The sequence below is a fragment of the Devosia rhizoryzae genome (assembly GCF_016698665.1).
Lineage (GTDB): Bacteria > Pseudomonadota > Alphaproteobacteria > Rhizobiales > Devosiaceae > Devosia > Devosia rhizoryzae.
The window spans coordinates 2231534-2246346 of record NZ_CP068046.1 but is presented as its reverse complement, the minus strand read 5'-3'; the positions used below and the strand labels follow the sequence as shown (position 1 = coordinate 2246346).

Below are 14813 nucleotides of genomic sequence, written 5' to 3'. Positions count from 1 at the left end.
CGAAAGACTGCCATGTTCGACCTCAAGCTCACCAATGCCACTCTTGCAGATGGCCGCACCGGCATGGATATCGGCGTCTCCAACGGGCGCATCGCCGCTATCGAAGCCAATCTCGGCGGCGAGGCTGGCGAAGTCATTGATGCCGTGGGCCAACTCGTGTCCCCGCCCTTCGTCGATTGCCACTTCCACATGGACGCGACCCTGTCGCTCGGCCTGCCGCGGCTGAACGAAAGCGGACGTCTTCTCGAAGGCATTCAGATCTGGGGCGAGCTCAAGCCGCTCCTCACCCACGAAGCCGTCATCGAGCGCGCGCTTGCCTATTGCGACCTCGCCGTCTCGCAGGGCCTCCTCGCAATCCGCACCCATGTCGACATCTGCGACGACCGCCTCCTTGGCGTCGAAGCCCTGCTCGAGGTCAAGCGCCTCGTCGCCCCCTATATCGACCTGCAGCTCGTCGCCTTCCCGCAGGACGGCTACTACCGCTATCCCGGTGCCGTCGATCTTCTCAACCGCGCCCTCGACATGGGCGTCGACGTCGTCGGCGGCATTCCCCATTTCGAGCGCACCATGGCCGATGGCGCCGCCAGCGTCACCGCCCTCTGCGAAATCGCGGCCGAGCGCGGCCTCCTGGTCGATCTCCATTGCGACGAAACCGACGATCCGCTCAGCCGCCACATCGAGACGTTGACCTACGAAACCCAGCGCCTCGGTCTTGGCGGCCGCGTCGCCGGCTCGCACCTCACCTCCATGCATTCCATGGACAATTACTACGTCTCAAAGCTCCTGCCGCTGATGGCCGAGGCCGGGGTTGCCGCCATCGCCAATCCCAACATCAACATCGTCATCCAGGGCCGCCACGACACCTATCCTAAGCGCCGCGGCATGAACCGTTTCCCCGAAATGCTGAGCTACGGCATCACCGGCGCCTTCGGCCAGGATTGCATGATGGACCCCTGGTATTCGCTGGGCTCGGCCGACATGCTTGAGGTCGCCAATATGGGCCTCCATGTCGCGCAGATGACCAGCCGCGACGCCATGCGCCAGTGTTTTGCCGCCGTCACCACAGGCCCGGCCGAAATTCTTCATCTCGACGGCTATGGCATCAATGTTGGCTGCAAGGCGGACATGGTGCTGCTCCAGGCAGCCGACCCGATCGAAGCCATCCGTCTAAAGGCGACACGCCTGGCAGTGATAAAATCTGGCAAGGTGATTTCCCGTACCGCACCTCGCATCAGCGCTCTAGACCTCACCGGCCGGCCAGAACGGCTGGATCCATCCAAGGTCGTGCCCCGCCATGATCGGTAATCTCATTGGAGCGCGGGACCTGTGACGATGTGCTGAGCCGGCATAGCAGTCGCACAGTATGCGTCCCTCCCGACGAAAGGTGGTCCGGAACGAAGCTCGATCTTTGGTGGTTCAAGCTTCGCAGAGAAAGAGGCGATCCATGACCATCAACATCACCGACCGTTCGCCGGCATCAGATCGGGACCGTCGCGAGCAACTCGGCATCAGCGTCGATGATCTCGCCGCTCGTGCTGGCATATCTGTTGACGAGCTTACCGCATACGAACACGCAAAGTCTGAGAGTGATGGCAATCCAACCATCGCCATGAAGGTCGCTGACGCTCTTGATCGATTCGAGCGCGACATAGATCCGACCAAAGACGATCCGCAAGCTCATCCGACCTGATGCGCGTTCGGGAACGCAAATGCGCCCCACTCAGCTGGCCGGCTAAAGATCGCTCCAGCTCAGGCATATGTTGATGCCAAGCCCTGCTTAGGCAGCGACCACCTGGTTTCTGCCTCTCGCTTTGGCTGAATAGAGCCTGTCATCTGCCAAGCGCAGCATTTCGTTGAAGCTATGGGTGGCAGGATCACCTCGAAACACGCCAAAACTTGCCGTGATTGTCGTGGCGACTCCGCCCAGGGCAGGTTGCCACGCCTCGATCGCCTGTCTGATACGTTCAGCCGCCTTGATGCCGAAATCATCGCTGGCATCCGCGGAGACGACGCAGAACTCCTCTCCACCGATCCTGGCTATGAGATCGTAGGGCCTGAGCTGGCGCTGGGTCACTTCGGCAACGATCATGAGCACTTCATCGCCAGCCGCGTGACCGAAGCGATCGTTGATTTCCTTGAATCGATCGAGATCGAAGGCGATAACCCAAACCCATTGATTGCGTCGCAATGCACGGCTGATCTCAAGCGAAACAGCATTCTGTAGCCAACGACGGTTGCCGAGGCCCGTGAGCGGATCGCTGTTTGCCTGCCTTCTTAGGGCACTCAAAGACTGCTCTTGAGCTCGCACCAGGCTTGAGACCTTTTCCGCAAGCCTTTTCACACCGTCGCTGCCGCGAACCTCGACGAAAGGCTCGATGCCTTCTTCCTGATAACGGTCTACCGCCCTGACAAGGCGATCTATCGGGCTGACCATTTGGAAGATCGCAAGATAGGACAGAACCGAACCAAGCAGCGTGGCGATAAGCGCGACGACAAGGATCGAGATTGGGTCTGCCGGACGTCCTAGGCCGAGATAAAGGCTGAGGGAAAGAAGGGGCACGTGGATAGCCAAGAAGCTTACGCCGAACACCTTCGCAACCAGCGAGCCTCTAAGCCGCTCCACCATTCCCATGGTCATTCCCTCTGTCGCCTAACGAGAGAAAGGTGTCATGTTGAAGTTGGCGATCTGCGTGGATTGTCCCTAAAGATTTAACATTCACAGAGAACAACGCTTGGTCAGCCCGCCAGAGGGTGTGCCGAAAGCAGCCAATTTGCTTTCTACGCTGGCGCCCATGATTGATGCGACCGCCTCGAATTGATCTTCAAACTCCCGCTTGCAAAAACCCAACTACCAAGCTAATACGTATCAGCGCTAATACGCATTAGCAAATGGGGGAGGTGCTTTGGCAACGGCAAAGCGTTTGACACAGAAGGACATTGCGCGGCTGGCTGGCGTCAGTCAGGCGACGGTATCGTTTGTGCTCAACGGCTCACCGGAGAATGCCAACCGCATTCCGCCGGACACGCGTGAGCGGGTGCAAAAAGTTATTCGGGAAACCGGATACGTTGCCGATCCGGTCGCGCGGCGCATGGTCAAGGGGCTCAATCGCATCCTTGGTGTCTTCACCTATGAGCCTGCCTTTCCCTCGGCGCAGGCGGACTTTTTCACTCCGTTTCTTCTTGGTATCGAGGAAGCGGCGCAGATGCTGGGCTATGATCTCCTGCTGCTGACCGGCGCCGGCATACAGCGGCGCATCTTCGGGGAGAATGTTCGCCTTCGCCTCTCCGATGGCTGCATCATTCTTGGCCGGCAGTTCGACCGCGAAGAACTGGCAAGGCTGGTGGGGGGTGATTTCCCCTTTGTCGCCGTTGGACGACGCGACGATGCGGGCGGCCCGGTGCCGTATGTCGGCGGTGAATATGTGACTGCAACGCGTGCGCTGGTCGGCCGGGCCCGTCAGCTTGGTCACGCTAAAATTGCTTTTATCGGCCTCAACCAGGGCGCGGAATCGACCGCTGATCGCTGGTCTGGCTTCCAGCCGGCACTCGGCGATGCATCGCTGGTTTATTCCCGCTTCTCGGTTGGTGGGGCGGCGGCGCAAACGCTCGATGACGTCCTTCGATCTGGCGCAACCTGCGTCTTCTTCACTGAACTGGCCGACGCCATCGGCGTCGAAGCGGCAGCGCGCGAGCGCGGGCTTTCAGTGCCCGATGACCTCTCGATCGTTGTTCTGGGCAACCACATCCGCGCCGAAGAGCCGGGGCGGCGCTTCACGTCCTTCGCTATCCCGCGGGAGGCCATGGGCCGTGCCGCCACCGAGATGCTGGTGCGCCGCGTCGAGAACGACGCCCCTGTCGAACAGGTGTTGCTGCCCTGCGAATTGCTCGAGGGCGACACCCTCGGGCCTGTTTCTACCAGAACCAATCGGACCACATGACCAAAGAGCTTCACGCAGATATTCTCATCGTTGGCGGCGGACTTGGTGGCGTCGCCGCGGCCCTGGGCGCTCTGCGCTCCGGCCGCACCGTCATCATGAGCGAGGAGTTCGACTGGCTCGGCGGACAGCTGACCAGCCAGGCCGTGCCACCCGACGAGCATTCCTGGGTCGAGCAGTTCGGTATTACCCGGACATATCGGCAGCTGCGCACCGGCATCCGCCAATATTATCGCGACCATTACCCGCTGACCGCTGAAAGCCGCCCCTGGGGCGATCTCAATCCCGGCGCCGGTTTCGTCAGCCGGCTGTGTGCCGAGCCGCGTGTCGGCGTTGCCGTGATCGAGGCGATGCTTGCCCCTTGGCGCGGTGGCGGCAAGCTTACCGTGTTGCAGCCCTACCGCCCGGTCGCCGCCGATGTAAACGGCGACACCGTGCGCTCAATCACATTGCGCCACCGCGACAGCGGCGTCGAGATCGTGTGTTCGGCCGCCTACGTGGTCGATGCCACCGAACTGGGCGATCTCCTGCCCATGACCGGCACCGAATACGCCAAGGGTTTCGAAGCGCAGTCCGACACCGGCGAACCCAGTGCTCCCGCCGTGGCGCAACCAGACAATGTCCAGGCAGTCTCCGTCTGTTTTGCCGTCGACCATGTCGATGGCAACCAGGTGATCGACAAGCCGGAAAACTACGAATTCTGGCGCAAGTATCAGCCCGATTTCTGGGGTGCGCCGCTGGTCAGTTTCACGGCGCCGCATCCGCGCACGCTGGAGCTGACAACGCGCAGCTTTACGCCCAATCCCGATGATGATCCGACCCTGGTCGACGCCGACCAGCGCCGCAATCCGGGCGATGGCAATCTCTGGACCTTCCGCCGCATTGCCGCGCGCCGCAATTTTCTACCCGGCGCCTACCAGTCCGACATCTGCCTCGTGAACTGGCCGATGATCGACTACATGGAACACACCATTATCGACGTGTCGGAAGAGGAAAAGGCGGCGCATCTCAAGCGTGCAGCCGAGCTTTCCTATTCCATGTTCTATTGGCTGCAGACCGAGGCGCCGCGGGTTGATGGCGGGCAGGGCTTCCCGGGTCTGCGCCTGCGCGGCGACGTCACCGGCACCGACCATGGCCTCGCCATGGCCCCCTATATTCGCGAAAGCCGCCGCATTCTGCCGGTGACGCGCATCGTCGAGCAGGACGTGTCGATGACCATCCACGGCAATGCGCTGTCCAAGCATTACCGCGACAGCGTCGGCATCGGCATGTACCGCATCGACCTTCATCCATCGACGGGTGGCGACAACTATGTCGATGTCGAGTCCGCCCCCTTCGAAATTCCGCTGGGGTCGCTCCTGCCGCGCCGGGTCAAGAACCTGCTCGCCGGCGGCAAGAACATGGGCACGACCCACATCACCAACGGTTGCTACCGGCTCCATCCCGTGGAGTGGAACGTGGGCGAAGTGGCCGGTCTGCTCGCCGCGCACTGCCTCAACAACGGCCTGACGCCGCACCAGGTGCAGGCCGAGGACGCCAAGCTCGAAGACTTCCAGGCCCAGCTCTATCGCGAGGGGATCGAGATCCGCTGGCCGGACGTGCGCGGCTACTAATCAAGGGACAACAGGAGGAACACATGTCCAAATTCGCCTATCTCAAGAACACAGCTGCACTGGCTGCCATTTTGCTGCCGCTTGCAGCGTCCGGCACTGCTTGGGCGCAGGATGCAGTCAACCTGCGCATGACCATCTGGAGCGCCAACGAAGCGCACCTGGCCCTCTTCAACGAGATCGCCGCAGGCTTTACGGAAACGCACCCCAACGTTTCCGTCACTTTCGAGCCGCTGCCGTTCGAAAACTACACCACGACGCTGACCACCCAGATCGCTGGCGGCAACGCACCTGACCTGGCCTGGATTTTTGAGACCAGCGCTGCCGATTTCGTCACCTCCAATGCCCTCGCGCCGTTGACCGACGCTTTCGGCGCCACCGATGGCTACGAACTCGACGACGTCACCGAAAGCGCAACGGCCCTGTGGACCCGCGAGGGCCAGCTCTATGCCTATCCGTTCTCGACCTCGCCATTCGCCGTCTTTTCCAACAACGACCTCATCACTGCAGCAGGCGCCCGCACGCCTGCTGAGCTGATCGAAGCCGGTGAATGGAACTGGGACAACGCTCTTGCCACTGCCAAGGCCGTAGCCGATGCAGGCAATGAAGGCCTTGTGATCCGCGATTTCAACTACCAGACCTGGCAGAACCTCACCTCGTTCTGGCGTGGATGGGGCGCCGATAGCTGGAGCGCCGACGGCAAGACCTGCACCTTCGCTGATCAGCCGATGATCGACGCCATGACAGCCTTCCACAATGCAGTCTTCGTCGATGGCTCGATCCCGGGTCCAGGCGAAAACGTCGACTTCTTTGCCGGTGATGCTGCAATGACCGTGACGCAGATTTCGCGTGCGTCGCTGCTGCCGCAGGATGGTTTCGATTGGGATCTGGTGCCGCTGCCGGAAGGTCCGGCGGGGTCCTATTCCGTGGTTGGCCAGGCCGGCGTCGGCGTCTTCGCCAATCGCCCCAACACCGAAACGGCGGTCGAATTTCTCGCTTACATGACCAATCCGGAAAACAGCCAGAAGCTGGCCCAGTTCTTCCCGCCGGCCCGCGCAAGCCTTCTCAACACTGAAACGCTGTCCGCCACCAATCCGCTGTTGACGCCTGAGCAGATCGAAACCGTGGTGGTCAACGGCATCACCAATGGCCAGGTGATCGCCGGGCGCACCAACTTTGCCCAGATCCAGCAAAGCGTGCGCGCCGCTCTCGACGCCCTTTGGGTCGCCGATGCCGACGTGCCTGCCGTGCTGGGCAATGTCTGCACCAGCATCAACCCGCTGCTGATGCGCTAAGGCGCGCCCATCAGAACAGGTCAGCTCCCATCCTGTTCTTCCACCGCGCTGTCTCGGCGGCGCGGTGGAACCCAAGCTAGACCTGAGGACCAACTATGTCTCAGCCGATCGACACGAAGCGTAAGCCAGCGTTCTGGACGATGCACCGCCGCGACGCCGCAGCAGGCTATCTGTTCATCGCGCCGCAATTGCTGGGCATCATTACTTTCGTGCTGATCCCGCTGGGTCTGGTCTTTTACTATTCGCTGCACGAATGGAACGTGCTCGCCAACACCTTCACCTTTGTCGGCGATGCCAATTACCAGCTCCTGCTGCGTGATCCCAACCTGCCGCAGGTGCTCTGGGCATCCGCCGTGTTTTCTGCCGGCCTCGTCGTCCTCAACATGAGCCTGGCGCTGCTATTAGCCGTGCTGCTCGACCAAAAGCTCAAAGGCATCGTCGTCTTCCGCACGCTATTCTTTTCGCCAGTGGTTGTGTCGCTGGTCGCCTGGACCATCGTCTGGAGCTTTCTGCTGCAGGCCAATGGCGGCATCAACGGCATGCTGGCCATGATCGGCATCGAGGGCCCCAATTGGCTGCGCCTCCCGTCAACCGCCATGGTCTCGGTGGTCGTGGTGCAGGTGCTCAAGAACGTTGGCCTCAACATGATCCTGTTCCTTGCAGCCCTCCAAGGCGTGCCCAAGGAACTCTACGAGGCCGCACGCGTCGACGGGGCAGGTCGCTTCAAGCAATTCCGCCGCATCACCCTGCCGATGATCTCGCCGACGATCCTTCTGACCTCGATCATCACCATCGTGGGGTCGCTCCAGGTCTTTGCCCAGATCGCGATCTTGACCAAGGGCGGGCCCGGCGTCTCCACAACAGTGCTGGTCTATTACCTCTACCAGCAGGCTTTCCAGTTCAACTTCTTCGGCTATGGCTCGACCCTGTCGATCCTTCTCTTCCTGATCGTCGCGGTGCTCACCTTTATCCAGTGGCAGATGCGCAAGCGGATCGTCTTCTATGAAAACTGAGCTTTCGCCCCGCGCCAAGGTCGCCCTTTACGGCCTCATGTGCGTGCTGCTGATCCCCTTCGTTTTTCCGACGTGGTGGATGATCACCTCGTCGGTCAAGCCGATCAGCGACATCTTCGCCTTTCCGCCGGACCTCTGGCCGCGCCGCTTCGACTGGTTGACCTATCAGCGCGTCTTCGAACTGCAGCCGTTCGGAAGGCAGTATTGGAACTCGGCCTATATCGCCGCGATCGTCACCGTCGGCACCATGGTGGTCTCATCCATGGCTGGCTACGCCTTTGCCCGGATCAAGTTTCCCTTCAGCAATGCCCTATTCATGGTGGTCCTCCTGGGCCTGCTGATCCCCTCCGAAGTCACCATCGTGCCGCTGTTCCAGATGTTTTTGGGCTGGAACATGATCAATACCCATTGGCCGCTGATCCTTGTGCCGATCTTTGGTGCGCCGTCGGTGTTTGCCACCTTCGTCATGCGCCAGTTCTTTATCTCGCTGCCCGGCGAGCTCGAGGAAGCCGCCCGCGTCGATGGCCTTGGCCGCTTCAAGATCTTTTGGACCATAGCCCTGCCGCTCGCCAAGCCGGCGCTCGGCGCGGTGGCCATCTTCACCTTCCTCCACTCCTGGAACCTCTATCTCGAGCCAATCGTGTTCCTGTCCTCCACCCACATGTTCACCCTGCCACAGGCGCTGACCCAGTTCACCGACGCCTATGGCGGCGCCATGTGGAACATCCAGCTGGCGGCCGCCACCATGACGGCTATCCCGGTGCTGCTGGTCTTCATCGTGGCGCAGAAACAGTTCGTCGAAGGTCTTGCTCATACCGGTCTGAAAGGCTGATCCCATGGCACCCGTTACCCTTTCCGCCGCGCGCAAGTCCTATGGCGATGTCAATGTGCTGCATGGCATCGACGTCGAGATCGCCGATGGCGAGTTCATCGTCCTGGTCGGACCGTCCGGCTGCGGCAAGTCAACCTTGCTGCGCATGATCGCTGGGCTGGAAACCATCACCTCGGGCGAAATCGCCATCGGCGATCGGGTGGTCAACGACCTCGAGCCGAAGGATCGCGACATCGCCATGGTGTTCCAGAACTATGCGCTCTATCCGCATATGACCGTCGCCACCAATATGGGCTTCTCGCTCGAACACCGCGGCGCCTCCAAGAGCGAGATCGCCGAGCGGGTGAAATGGGCGGCCGATATCCTCGATCTTTCGCACCTGCTCGACCGCTATCCGCGCCAGCTTTCCGGCGGCCAGCGGCAGCGTGTCGCCATGGGCCGCGCCATCGTGCGCAACCCGCAGGTGTTCTTGTTCGACGAGCCACTTTCCAATCTCGATGCCAAGCTGCGCGTCGTCATGCGCGGCGAGATCAAAGGCCTCCATCAGCGGCTCGGTGTCACCACTGTCTATGTGACGCATGACCAGATCGAAGCCATGACCATGGCAGATCGCATTGTGGTGATGAATGCCGGCCGAGTGGAGCAGATCGGAGCTCCGCTGGAGCTTTACGACCGTCCCGCTAATCTCTTCGTCGCAGGATTCATTGGCTCACCGGCCATGAACATAATCGGCGGCAGCATCGGCCCGGAGGGTTTTCTGGCCGCGGGCGTCACCCTGCCGCTGTCAGAGGGCGTAGCCGCCGCTGGACAGGCAAGCTATGGCATAAGGCCAGAACATCTGATGCTTGATCCTGCAGGCCTTGAAGCCAGGGTCCTGCTGATCGAGCCCACCGGCTCGGAAACCCAGGTCACCATGACTCTGGGCGAGCACACGATTATCGGTGTGTTCCGCGAGCGGATCGGCGTTGCACCAGGCCAAACCATCCGCATCCAGCCCGACCTCTCCTCCATCCACCTTTTCGATGCTCAGGGTCAAAGGATCAACTGATGTACGCCGAGACCCCGTTTTATCGCTCGCTGGTCGACGGCAGCTTTCCGGTGATCGTTTCGCTGGCACGCCATGATCTCGATCTCGCCAAGGCGGCGCTCGACGCCGGTGCCACGGCCATCAAGACCCATCTCAACGCCTATCACCGCGCTACGGGAACCACCTTTGGCTCTTTTACTGAGGAGCGCCCATTCTTTGAAGAACTGAGCAAGCTCGGCTGCCCGCTGCTGGTTATGGCCGGCCAGGAAACCGTCCCGACCGAAGGGGAGATGGACGCGCTCCATGACTTGGGGTTTAAAGGCTTCAACGTCTATGTCGACCACCTGCAGCCACACTTGCTCCGGTCCAAGCTGCGGCCAATGCCGGCACTCGCCTCCACCAGCGGTGCGCAAGATGTGAGCAGGATTGCCGCCATTCCCGGCTGCATCATCGAAGCCTCGATCATGCCGTTCGAACGTTATCGTACAAACATGTCGGACGCTGATCTGCAGAAATACCGCGAGATCGTCGATGCGGTGGACGTTCCTGTTATTGTACCAAGCCAGCTTCAACTCACGCCCGAGGACGCGGCGGCTCTAAAGGACATTGGTGTTGCGGCGCCATTGCTGGGCGCGATTGTTACCGGCGACACCACGGCCAGCATGTATCGCGCTGTCGCGGGCATAGTAGAGCAAACACGCAGGCTGCGCTAAAGGTGGTCTAAAATGGCGTAGCTTAGAGTGCCGGCCAGTATCCGCTCTCGGCATGCAGCTTTCAGCAGGTTTGGGCGCTGACGTGTGATCTTGGGTCAAGCAGGACGGGGCGAACCAGTCTCCACGACAAGGTCGTCGCTCTCACCGACCAAAAGCTCTAACGATACGACATTTCGGACGGTGCCTAGCGGATAGTGCTCCCGAAAACCCGGCATGGTCGCCAATAGCGCTTCTGCCAAGGATATGCCGAGTTCGCGCAAGGACAGCGTGAAACAGGTCAGCTTCGGAACAAGAAAATGCGCCTGCGGACTGTTTCGGCCTATAACGGCAATGGCTTGCCCGGGGGGGAGACCAACCTCGTATAGACCATTGTAAAGCCCAAGGGACATGACCTCGTTGGTCAGCAAAATTCCAGTGGGACGCCGATCGTCCGGCATAGCGGCAATGGCATGAGCAATGGCATGGCCCCCGCGCTCGTTCGGGTTAGCGCGGAACACAAGGTCAGGGTCGAACTGAATGCCGTGTCGAGCCAGCACTTCTTGATAGGCATCCACCAGAACAAAGCCCAGATTGGTGTCATCAAGCGGCGCCGAAATGCCGATCCGGCGATGCCCTTTGTCGATTAGCCTTGATACACCGACTTCCGCCATGCCTTCGAAGTCGAGGTCGAGCCAGGGATGGCCGGCATCGGTTTCGGACCGGCCTAGCGCAATGAACGGGATGTTGCGGCTGGCGAGAAAATCGATGCGATGATCCTCGCGCTTGGTCGCCGAGATGATCAGGGCATCGGCAAAACCGCGGGCGACGACGCGCTGCATGTAGGCGTCCGGATCTTCTTCCGATGAGCAAAGGAGGGCGACGAGGTCGAGCTGATGGCGGGCGAAGACGGTCTGCACGCCATCGAAAACGCTCATGAAGAAGACGTCGCCCTCGCCGGTGATTTCGTGGCCGGTCTGCATCATGAAGCCGATGACGCCCGTCGAACCTTTTCGCAGGGCGCGGCCGGCCTGGTTGGCGACATAGCCCATGGCGGCGGCGGTTTCGAGCACGCGTTTGCGCGTTTCCTCGTTGACGTCCGGTTTGCCATTCAGGGCGCGCGACACCGTGCCAATCGAGACGTTGAGCTCCTGCGCGAGACGCCTGATGCCGGTCATTTCCACAAGGATCTCCACCGTTCTGGTTGGCTCCAGAAACGTTTACGATTTCGTATTGACACGTCTGGTCTGCCAAGAATAGCGTCGTAAACGTTTACGGGACATTGTGCCGAAAGCTGCGATAGATGGCAGGCGCGCGAGGCCCAGGGAGGAAATCTTGGTGTTTACGGCGGTGCTAGCCGGTTGCGGCGGCATGTCCAAAGGCTGGTTGTCGGCTATTTCCGAGCACCCGCTGCTGCAGGGGCGGGTGAAGGTCGTGGGCCTGGTCGATCTCCACCGCGCGACAGCAGAGGCGCGGGCGGCGGAGTTCGGCTTGGCAGAAGCGGTGGTCGGGACCGACCTGGATGCCGTGCTGGAGAAGACCAAGCCCGATCTCCTGTTCGACGTTGTCATCCCGGCGGCCCGCGACGGTGTGGTGGCGACCGGCCTCCGCCATGGCTGCCACGTCCTGAGCGAAAAGCCGATGGCGACGAGTCTCGACGAGGGTCGAAAAATGATCGCCGAGGCCGAGGCGGCCGGGCGCGTTCATGCGGTGGTGCAGAACCGGCGCTTCATCTCGGGCGTGCGGCGCATTCGCCGGCTGATCGAGAGCGGCGCCATCGGCGAGCTCGCGAGCCTCAACTGCGACTTCTTCATCGGCGCCCATTTCGGCGGCTTTCGCGACGAGATGGAAAACGTGCTGCTGCTCGACATGGCCATCCATACGCTGGATGCCGCGCGCTTCATGTCAGGGAAGTTGCCTGAGGCGGTTTATTGCCTCGAGACCAATCCGCCGGGCTCCTGGTACCGCCACGGCGCTGCCGCCAACGCGATCTTCGAATTTGCCGACAATGTCGTCTTCAACTATCGCGGCTCCTGGGCTGCGGAAGGCGCGAACACGTCGTGGGAGAGCTCATGGCGCGTCGTCGGCAGTAAGGGCACGCTGCTGTGGGATGGAGACGAAAGGTTCGATGCCAAGGTCGCCGCCAGCGACACCGGCTTTTTCCGCGAACTTGAAACCATGGACGTCCCGCCGCCGGCAGATGAGGACCAGACGCACGGCCATGCCAGCGTCATCGCCGAGTTTCTCGACGCCATCGAGAGCGGTCGGCAGCCGGAAACGGTTTCTACCGACAACATCAAGAGCCTCGCCATGGTCTTTGCCGCGATCGAAAGCGCAAAAACCGGCCAGCGCGTCACTATCGACCTAGGACAGACCAAGTGAGCGATCCTGCAAAAACCATTCGCATCGGCACCATGATTTCTGCCTCGTCCGGCAAGGCCGCCGAGCGCATTGCCGAGATTGCCGACCAGGGCTTTGAAAGCTTCGAGCCCTTTTTCTGGCAAACCACCAATGGCCAGGACATTGCCGAACTCGGCAAGCGCAGCCTCGATGCGATCGGGGATCGCGACATCACCATTTCGACCATCGGCATGTTCGGCAATCCGCTCGAAGACCAGGAGATGGACCGGCAGACCCTCCAGGGCTGGAAGGACTGCATCGACAACGCCCACCACTTCGGCGCCACCTGTGTCGCTGGCTTCACTGGCCGGGTGCGGGGCAAGCCGCTGACCGACAGCCTGCCGCAATACAGAAAGGTCTGGACCGAACTGGCGCAGCGCGCTGCCGACAAGGGCGTCCGCATCGCCTTCGAAAATTGCGCCATGGACGGCAATTGGCAGACCGGCGACTGGAACATCGCCCACAATCCCGACGCCTGGGAGCTGATGTTCAACGAGACGCCGCAGGACAACATCGGGCTCGAATGGGAGCCTTGCCATCAGATGGTCTACTTGATCGATCCGCTGCCGCAGATCCGCAAATGGGCGCACAAGATTTTCCACGTGCACGGCAAGGACGCGACCATCCGCTGGGACGTCATTCGCGAGCACGGCATATTCGGCAAGCTGCCCTTCGTCTTCATGCGCACGCCCGGCTTTGGCGACAGCAACTGGACCGACATCATTTCCGAGCTGCGTCTGGCTGGATGGTCAGGCTCGATCGACATCGAAGGCTGGCACGATCCGGTTTATCGCGACGAACTGGAAATGACCGGGCAGCTTTACGCGCTCAAACACCTGCAGAATGCCCGCGGCGGCAGTTTTGTCCACATATAAGTATGACTATTGACCAAATATGAGAAACCGTTTTACCAAGAGTGAGAAAAGGGTTTTCCTTTGAGGTACGCCGACGTGGCAAAGGCTGAGCGCATTCGCATCTATGACGTCGCCCGCGTGGCTGGCGTCAGCGTTGCGACTGCTTCCAAGGCCCTCAACGATACTGGCAGGATGACCGAGGCGACACGCACCCGCGTCAAACAAACGGCCACCGCTCTGGGGTTCCGGCCCAATGCCATGGCGCGGGCGCTGACGCGTCAGCGCAGCTTTACTATCGGACTTCTGACCAACGACACCTATGGCCGGTTCACCCTGCCGGTGATGGCCGGCATCAACGAAGCGCTGGTCGACCAGGGCGTATCGGTTTTCCTGTGCGGGATCGAGGACGATGCGGCGCTCGGCAAAATCCATGTCGATGCCATGCTCGACAAGCAGGTCGATGGCATCATCGCCACTGGCAAGCGCATCGACCGCCGCCTGCCGGTGGATCTGTCCGATCTCCCCGTGCCGGTGGTTTATGCCTTTACTGAAGGTCCGGCCGATGCAGTGACGCTGGTTTCCGACGATAGGCAAGGTGCGCGGGAAGCCACCGAGCACCTGCTGGCCCATGGCCGTCGCCGCCTCGTCCATGTCACCGGGCCGGATAGCTTCGCCTCCGTCCAGAACCGCGCCGAGGCCTTCCGAGCTTCGGCGGGCCAAGACGCCAAGGTGCTGTATGGCGCATGGTCGGAAGCCTGGGGGCATGAGGCCGTCGCAAAACTTTGGGCACAGCTCAATGGGCCAGACGGCATTTTTTGCGGCAATGACCAGATCGCCCGCGGCGTCGTCGATGCGCTGCGCGAGCGCGGCATCGATGTGCCTGCCGAGGTTTCGGTGGTCGGTTTCGACAATTGGGAAATCGTCTCGGCGGCGACGCGCCCGCCGCTCACCACGATCGACATGAATCTCAAGGAACTCGGCCGCGAAGCCGGACGCCTGATCCTGGACCTTGCCGAGGGCAAGCCGGTCGAGCCGGGCATCCGCACGCTGCCATGCAAGCTCGTGTTGCGCCAATCCTGCGGAAGCGACCGTGTCGCGAACCGCGCGGAAGAAGAGGTGCTTCAGGAGGTTTAGGGAGTGCTGCCACAGGCATTGGCG

General features: G+C 61.1%; 14 protein-coding genes. 12 read left to right on the top strand and 2 right to left on the bottom strand.

The window, feature by feature from the left end; all coding sequences use genetic code 11:
• The first annotated feature begins 12 nt into the window (after window positions 1–12).
• Window positions 13–1305, top strand: a complete 1293-nt coding sequence (locus JI748_RS11120) for an amidohydrolase family protein (protein ID WP_201630521.1) — start codon at window positions 13–15, stop codon at window positions 1303–1305.
• Window positions 1306–1444: 139 nt separating this feature from the next.
• Window positions 1445–1690 carry a helix-turn-helix domain-containing protein gene (locus tag JI748_RS11115; protein ID WP_201630519.1) on the top strand — a complete coding sequence of 82 codons (246 nt, stop codon included), beginning with the start codon at window positions 1445–1447 and terminating at the stop codon, window positions 1688–1690.
• Window positions 1691–1777: 87 nt separating this feature from the next.
• Here JI748_RS11115 and JI748_RS11110 read toward each other — a convergent pair whose 3' ends face one another.
• Entirely contained in the window at window positions 1778–2638 is an 861-nt protein-coding gene (locus JI748_RS11110; RefSeq protein ID WP_201630517.1) for a GGDEF domain-containing protein, read from the bottom strand.
• Between the two features lie 265 nt (window positions 2639–2903).
• Here JI748_RS11110 and JI748_RS11105 point away from each other — a divergent pair, with 265 nt between their 5' ends.
• The 7 genes from JI748_RS11105 (at window position 2904) to JI748_RS11075 (ending at window position 10425) form a co-directional block, all read left to right on the top strand.
• A complete protein-coding gene (locus JI748_RS11105) occupies window positions 2904–3938 on the top strand; it encodes a LacI family DNA-binding transcriptional regulator (RefSeq protein ID WP_201630515.1) in 1035 nt (344 codons plus the stop codon).
• Window positions 3935–5548, top strand: coding sequence for an FAD-dependent oxidoreductase (locus JI748_RS11100; RefSeq protein ID WP_201630513.1), 1614 nt, complete (start codon window positions 3935–3937; stop codon window positions 5546–5548). Before JI748_RS11105 ends, JI748_RS11100 begins: the two co-directional genes overlap by 4 nt.
• Before the next feature lie 23 nt (window positions 5549–5571).
• Window positions 5572–6840: an ABC transporter substrate-binding protein gene (locus tag JI748_RS11095; protein WP_201630511.1), complete on the top strand. Its 1269-nt coding sequence runs from the start codon at window positions 5572–5574 to the stop codon at window positions 6838–6840.
• A 95-nt stretch (window positions 6841–6935) separates the two neighbouring features.
• A complete protein-coding gene (locus JI748_RS11090; RefSeq protein WP_233280506.1) occupies window positions 6936–7853 on the top strand; it encodes a carbohydrate ABC transporter permease in 918 nt (305 codons plus the stop codon).
• A complete protein-coding gene (locus JI748_RS11085) occupies window positions 7843–8685 on the top strand; it encodes a carbohydrate ABC transporter permease (RefSeq protein WP_201630509.1) in 843 nt (280 codons plus the stop codon). Before JI748_RS11090 ends, JI748_RS11085 begins: the two co-directional genes overlap by 11 nt.
• 4 nt (window positions 8686–8689) lie before the next feature.
• Window positions 8690–9733, top strand: a complete 1044-nt coding sequence (locus JI748_RS11080) for an ABC transporter ATP-binding protein (RefSeq protein ID WP_201630507.1) — start codon at window positions 8690–8692, stop codon at window positions 9731–9733.
• Window positions 9733–10425 (top strand): hypothetical protein, encoded by a 693-nt coding sequence (locus tag JI748_RS11075; protein WP_201630505.1) that lies wholly within the window; start codon window positions 9733–9735, stop codon window positions 10423–10425. Before JI748_RS11080 ends, JI748_RS11075 begins: the two co-directional genes overlap by 1 nt.
• Before the next feature lie 95 nt (window positions 10426–10520).
• Here JI748_RS11075 and JI748_RS11070 read toward each other — a convergent pair whose 3' ends face one another.
• The gene (locus JI748_RS11070; RefSeq protein WP_201630503.1) at window positions 10521–11579 is read right to left on the bottom strand and encodes a LacI family DNA-binding transcriptional regulator; all 1059 of its coding nucleotides are present in this window, start codon (window positions 11577–11579) and stop codon (window positions 10521–10523) included.
• 157 nt (window positions 11580–11736) lie between these two features.
• Between JI748_RS11070 and JI748_RS11065 the strand changes: the two genes are divergently transcribed.
• The 3 genes from JI748_RS11065 to JI748_RS11055 all read left to right on the top strand — a co-directional run bounded on the left by JI748_RS11065 (window position 11737) and on the right by JI748_RS11055 (window position 14789).
• On the top strand, window positions 11737–12783 hold the full coding sequence (locus tag JI748_RS11065) for a Gfo/Idh/MocA family protein (protein WP_201630501.1): 1047 nt from the start codon (window positions 11737–11739) through the stop codon (window positions 12781–12783).
• Window positions 12780–13676: a sugar phosphate isomerase/epimerase family protein gene (locus JI748_RS11060; protein ID WP_201630499.1), complete on the top strand. Its 897-nt coding sequence runs from the start codon at window positions 12780–12782 to the stop codon at window positions 13674–13676. Before JI748_RS11065 ends, JI748_RS11060 begins: the two co-directional genes overlap by 4 nt.
• A gap of 75 nt (window positions 13677–13751) precedes the next feature.
• Window positions 13752–14789: a LacI family DNA-binding transcriptional regulator gene (locus tag JI748_RS11055; RefSeq protein ID WP_233280505.1), complete on the top strand. Its 1038-nt coding sequence runs from the start codon at window positions 13752–13754 to the stop codon at window positions 14787–14789.
• The last annotated feature ends 24 nt before the right edge of the window (window positions 14790–14813 follow it).

Bases quoted from the DNA above. Each gene is read 5' to 3' on its own strand.
- JI748_RS11120 (WP_201630521.1), top strand. From the start codon at position 13: ATGTTCGACCTCAAGCTCACCAATGCCACTCTTGCAGATGGCCGCACC.
- JI748_RS11115 (WP_201630519.1), top strand. From the start codon at position 1,445: ATGACCATCAACATCACCGACCGTTCGCCGGCATCAGATCGGGACCGT.
- JI748_RS11110 (WP_201630517.1), bottom strand. From the start codon at position 2,638: ATGACCATGGGAATGGTGGAGCGGCTTAGAGGCTCGCTGGTTGCGAAG.
- JI748_RS11100 (WP_201630513.1), top strand. From the start codon at position 3,935: ATGACCAAAGAGCTTCACGCAGATATTCTCATCGTTGGCGGCGGACTT.
- JI748_RS11095 (WP_201630511.1), top strand. From the start codon at position 5,572: ATGTCCAAATTCGCCTATCTCAAGAACACAGCTGCACTGGCTGCCATT.
- JI748_RS11090 (WP_233280506.1), top strand. From the start codon at position 6,936: ATGTCTCAGCCGATCGACACGAAGCGTAAGCCAGCGTTCTGGACGATG.
- JI748_RS11085 (WP_201630509.1), top strand. From the start codon at position 7,843: ATGAAAACTGAGCTTTCGCCCCGCGCCAAGGTCGCCCTTTACGGCCTC.
- JI748_RS11080 (WP_201630507.1), top strand. From the start codon at position 8,690: ATGGCACCCGTTACCCTTTCCGCCGCGCGCAAGTCCTATGGCGATGTC.
- JI748_RS11075 (WP_201630505.1), top strand. From the start codon at position 9,733: ATGTACGCCGAGACCCCGTTTTATCGCTCGCTGGTCGACGGCAGCTTT.
- JI748_RS11070 (WP_201630503.1), bottom strand. From the start codon at position 11,579: ATGACCGGCATCAGGCGTCTCGCGCAGGAGCTCAACGTCTCGATTGGC.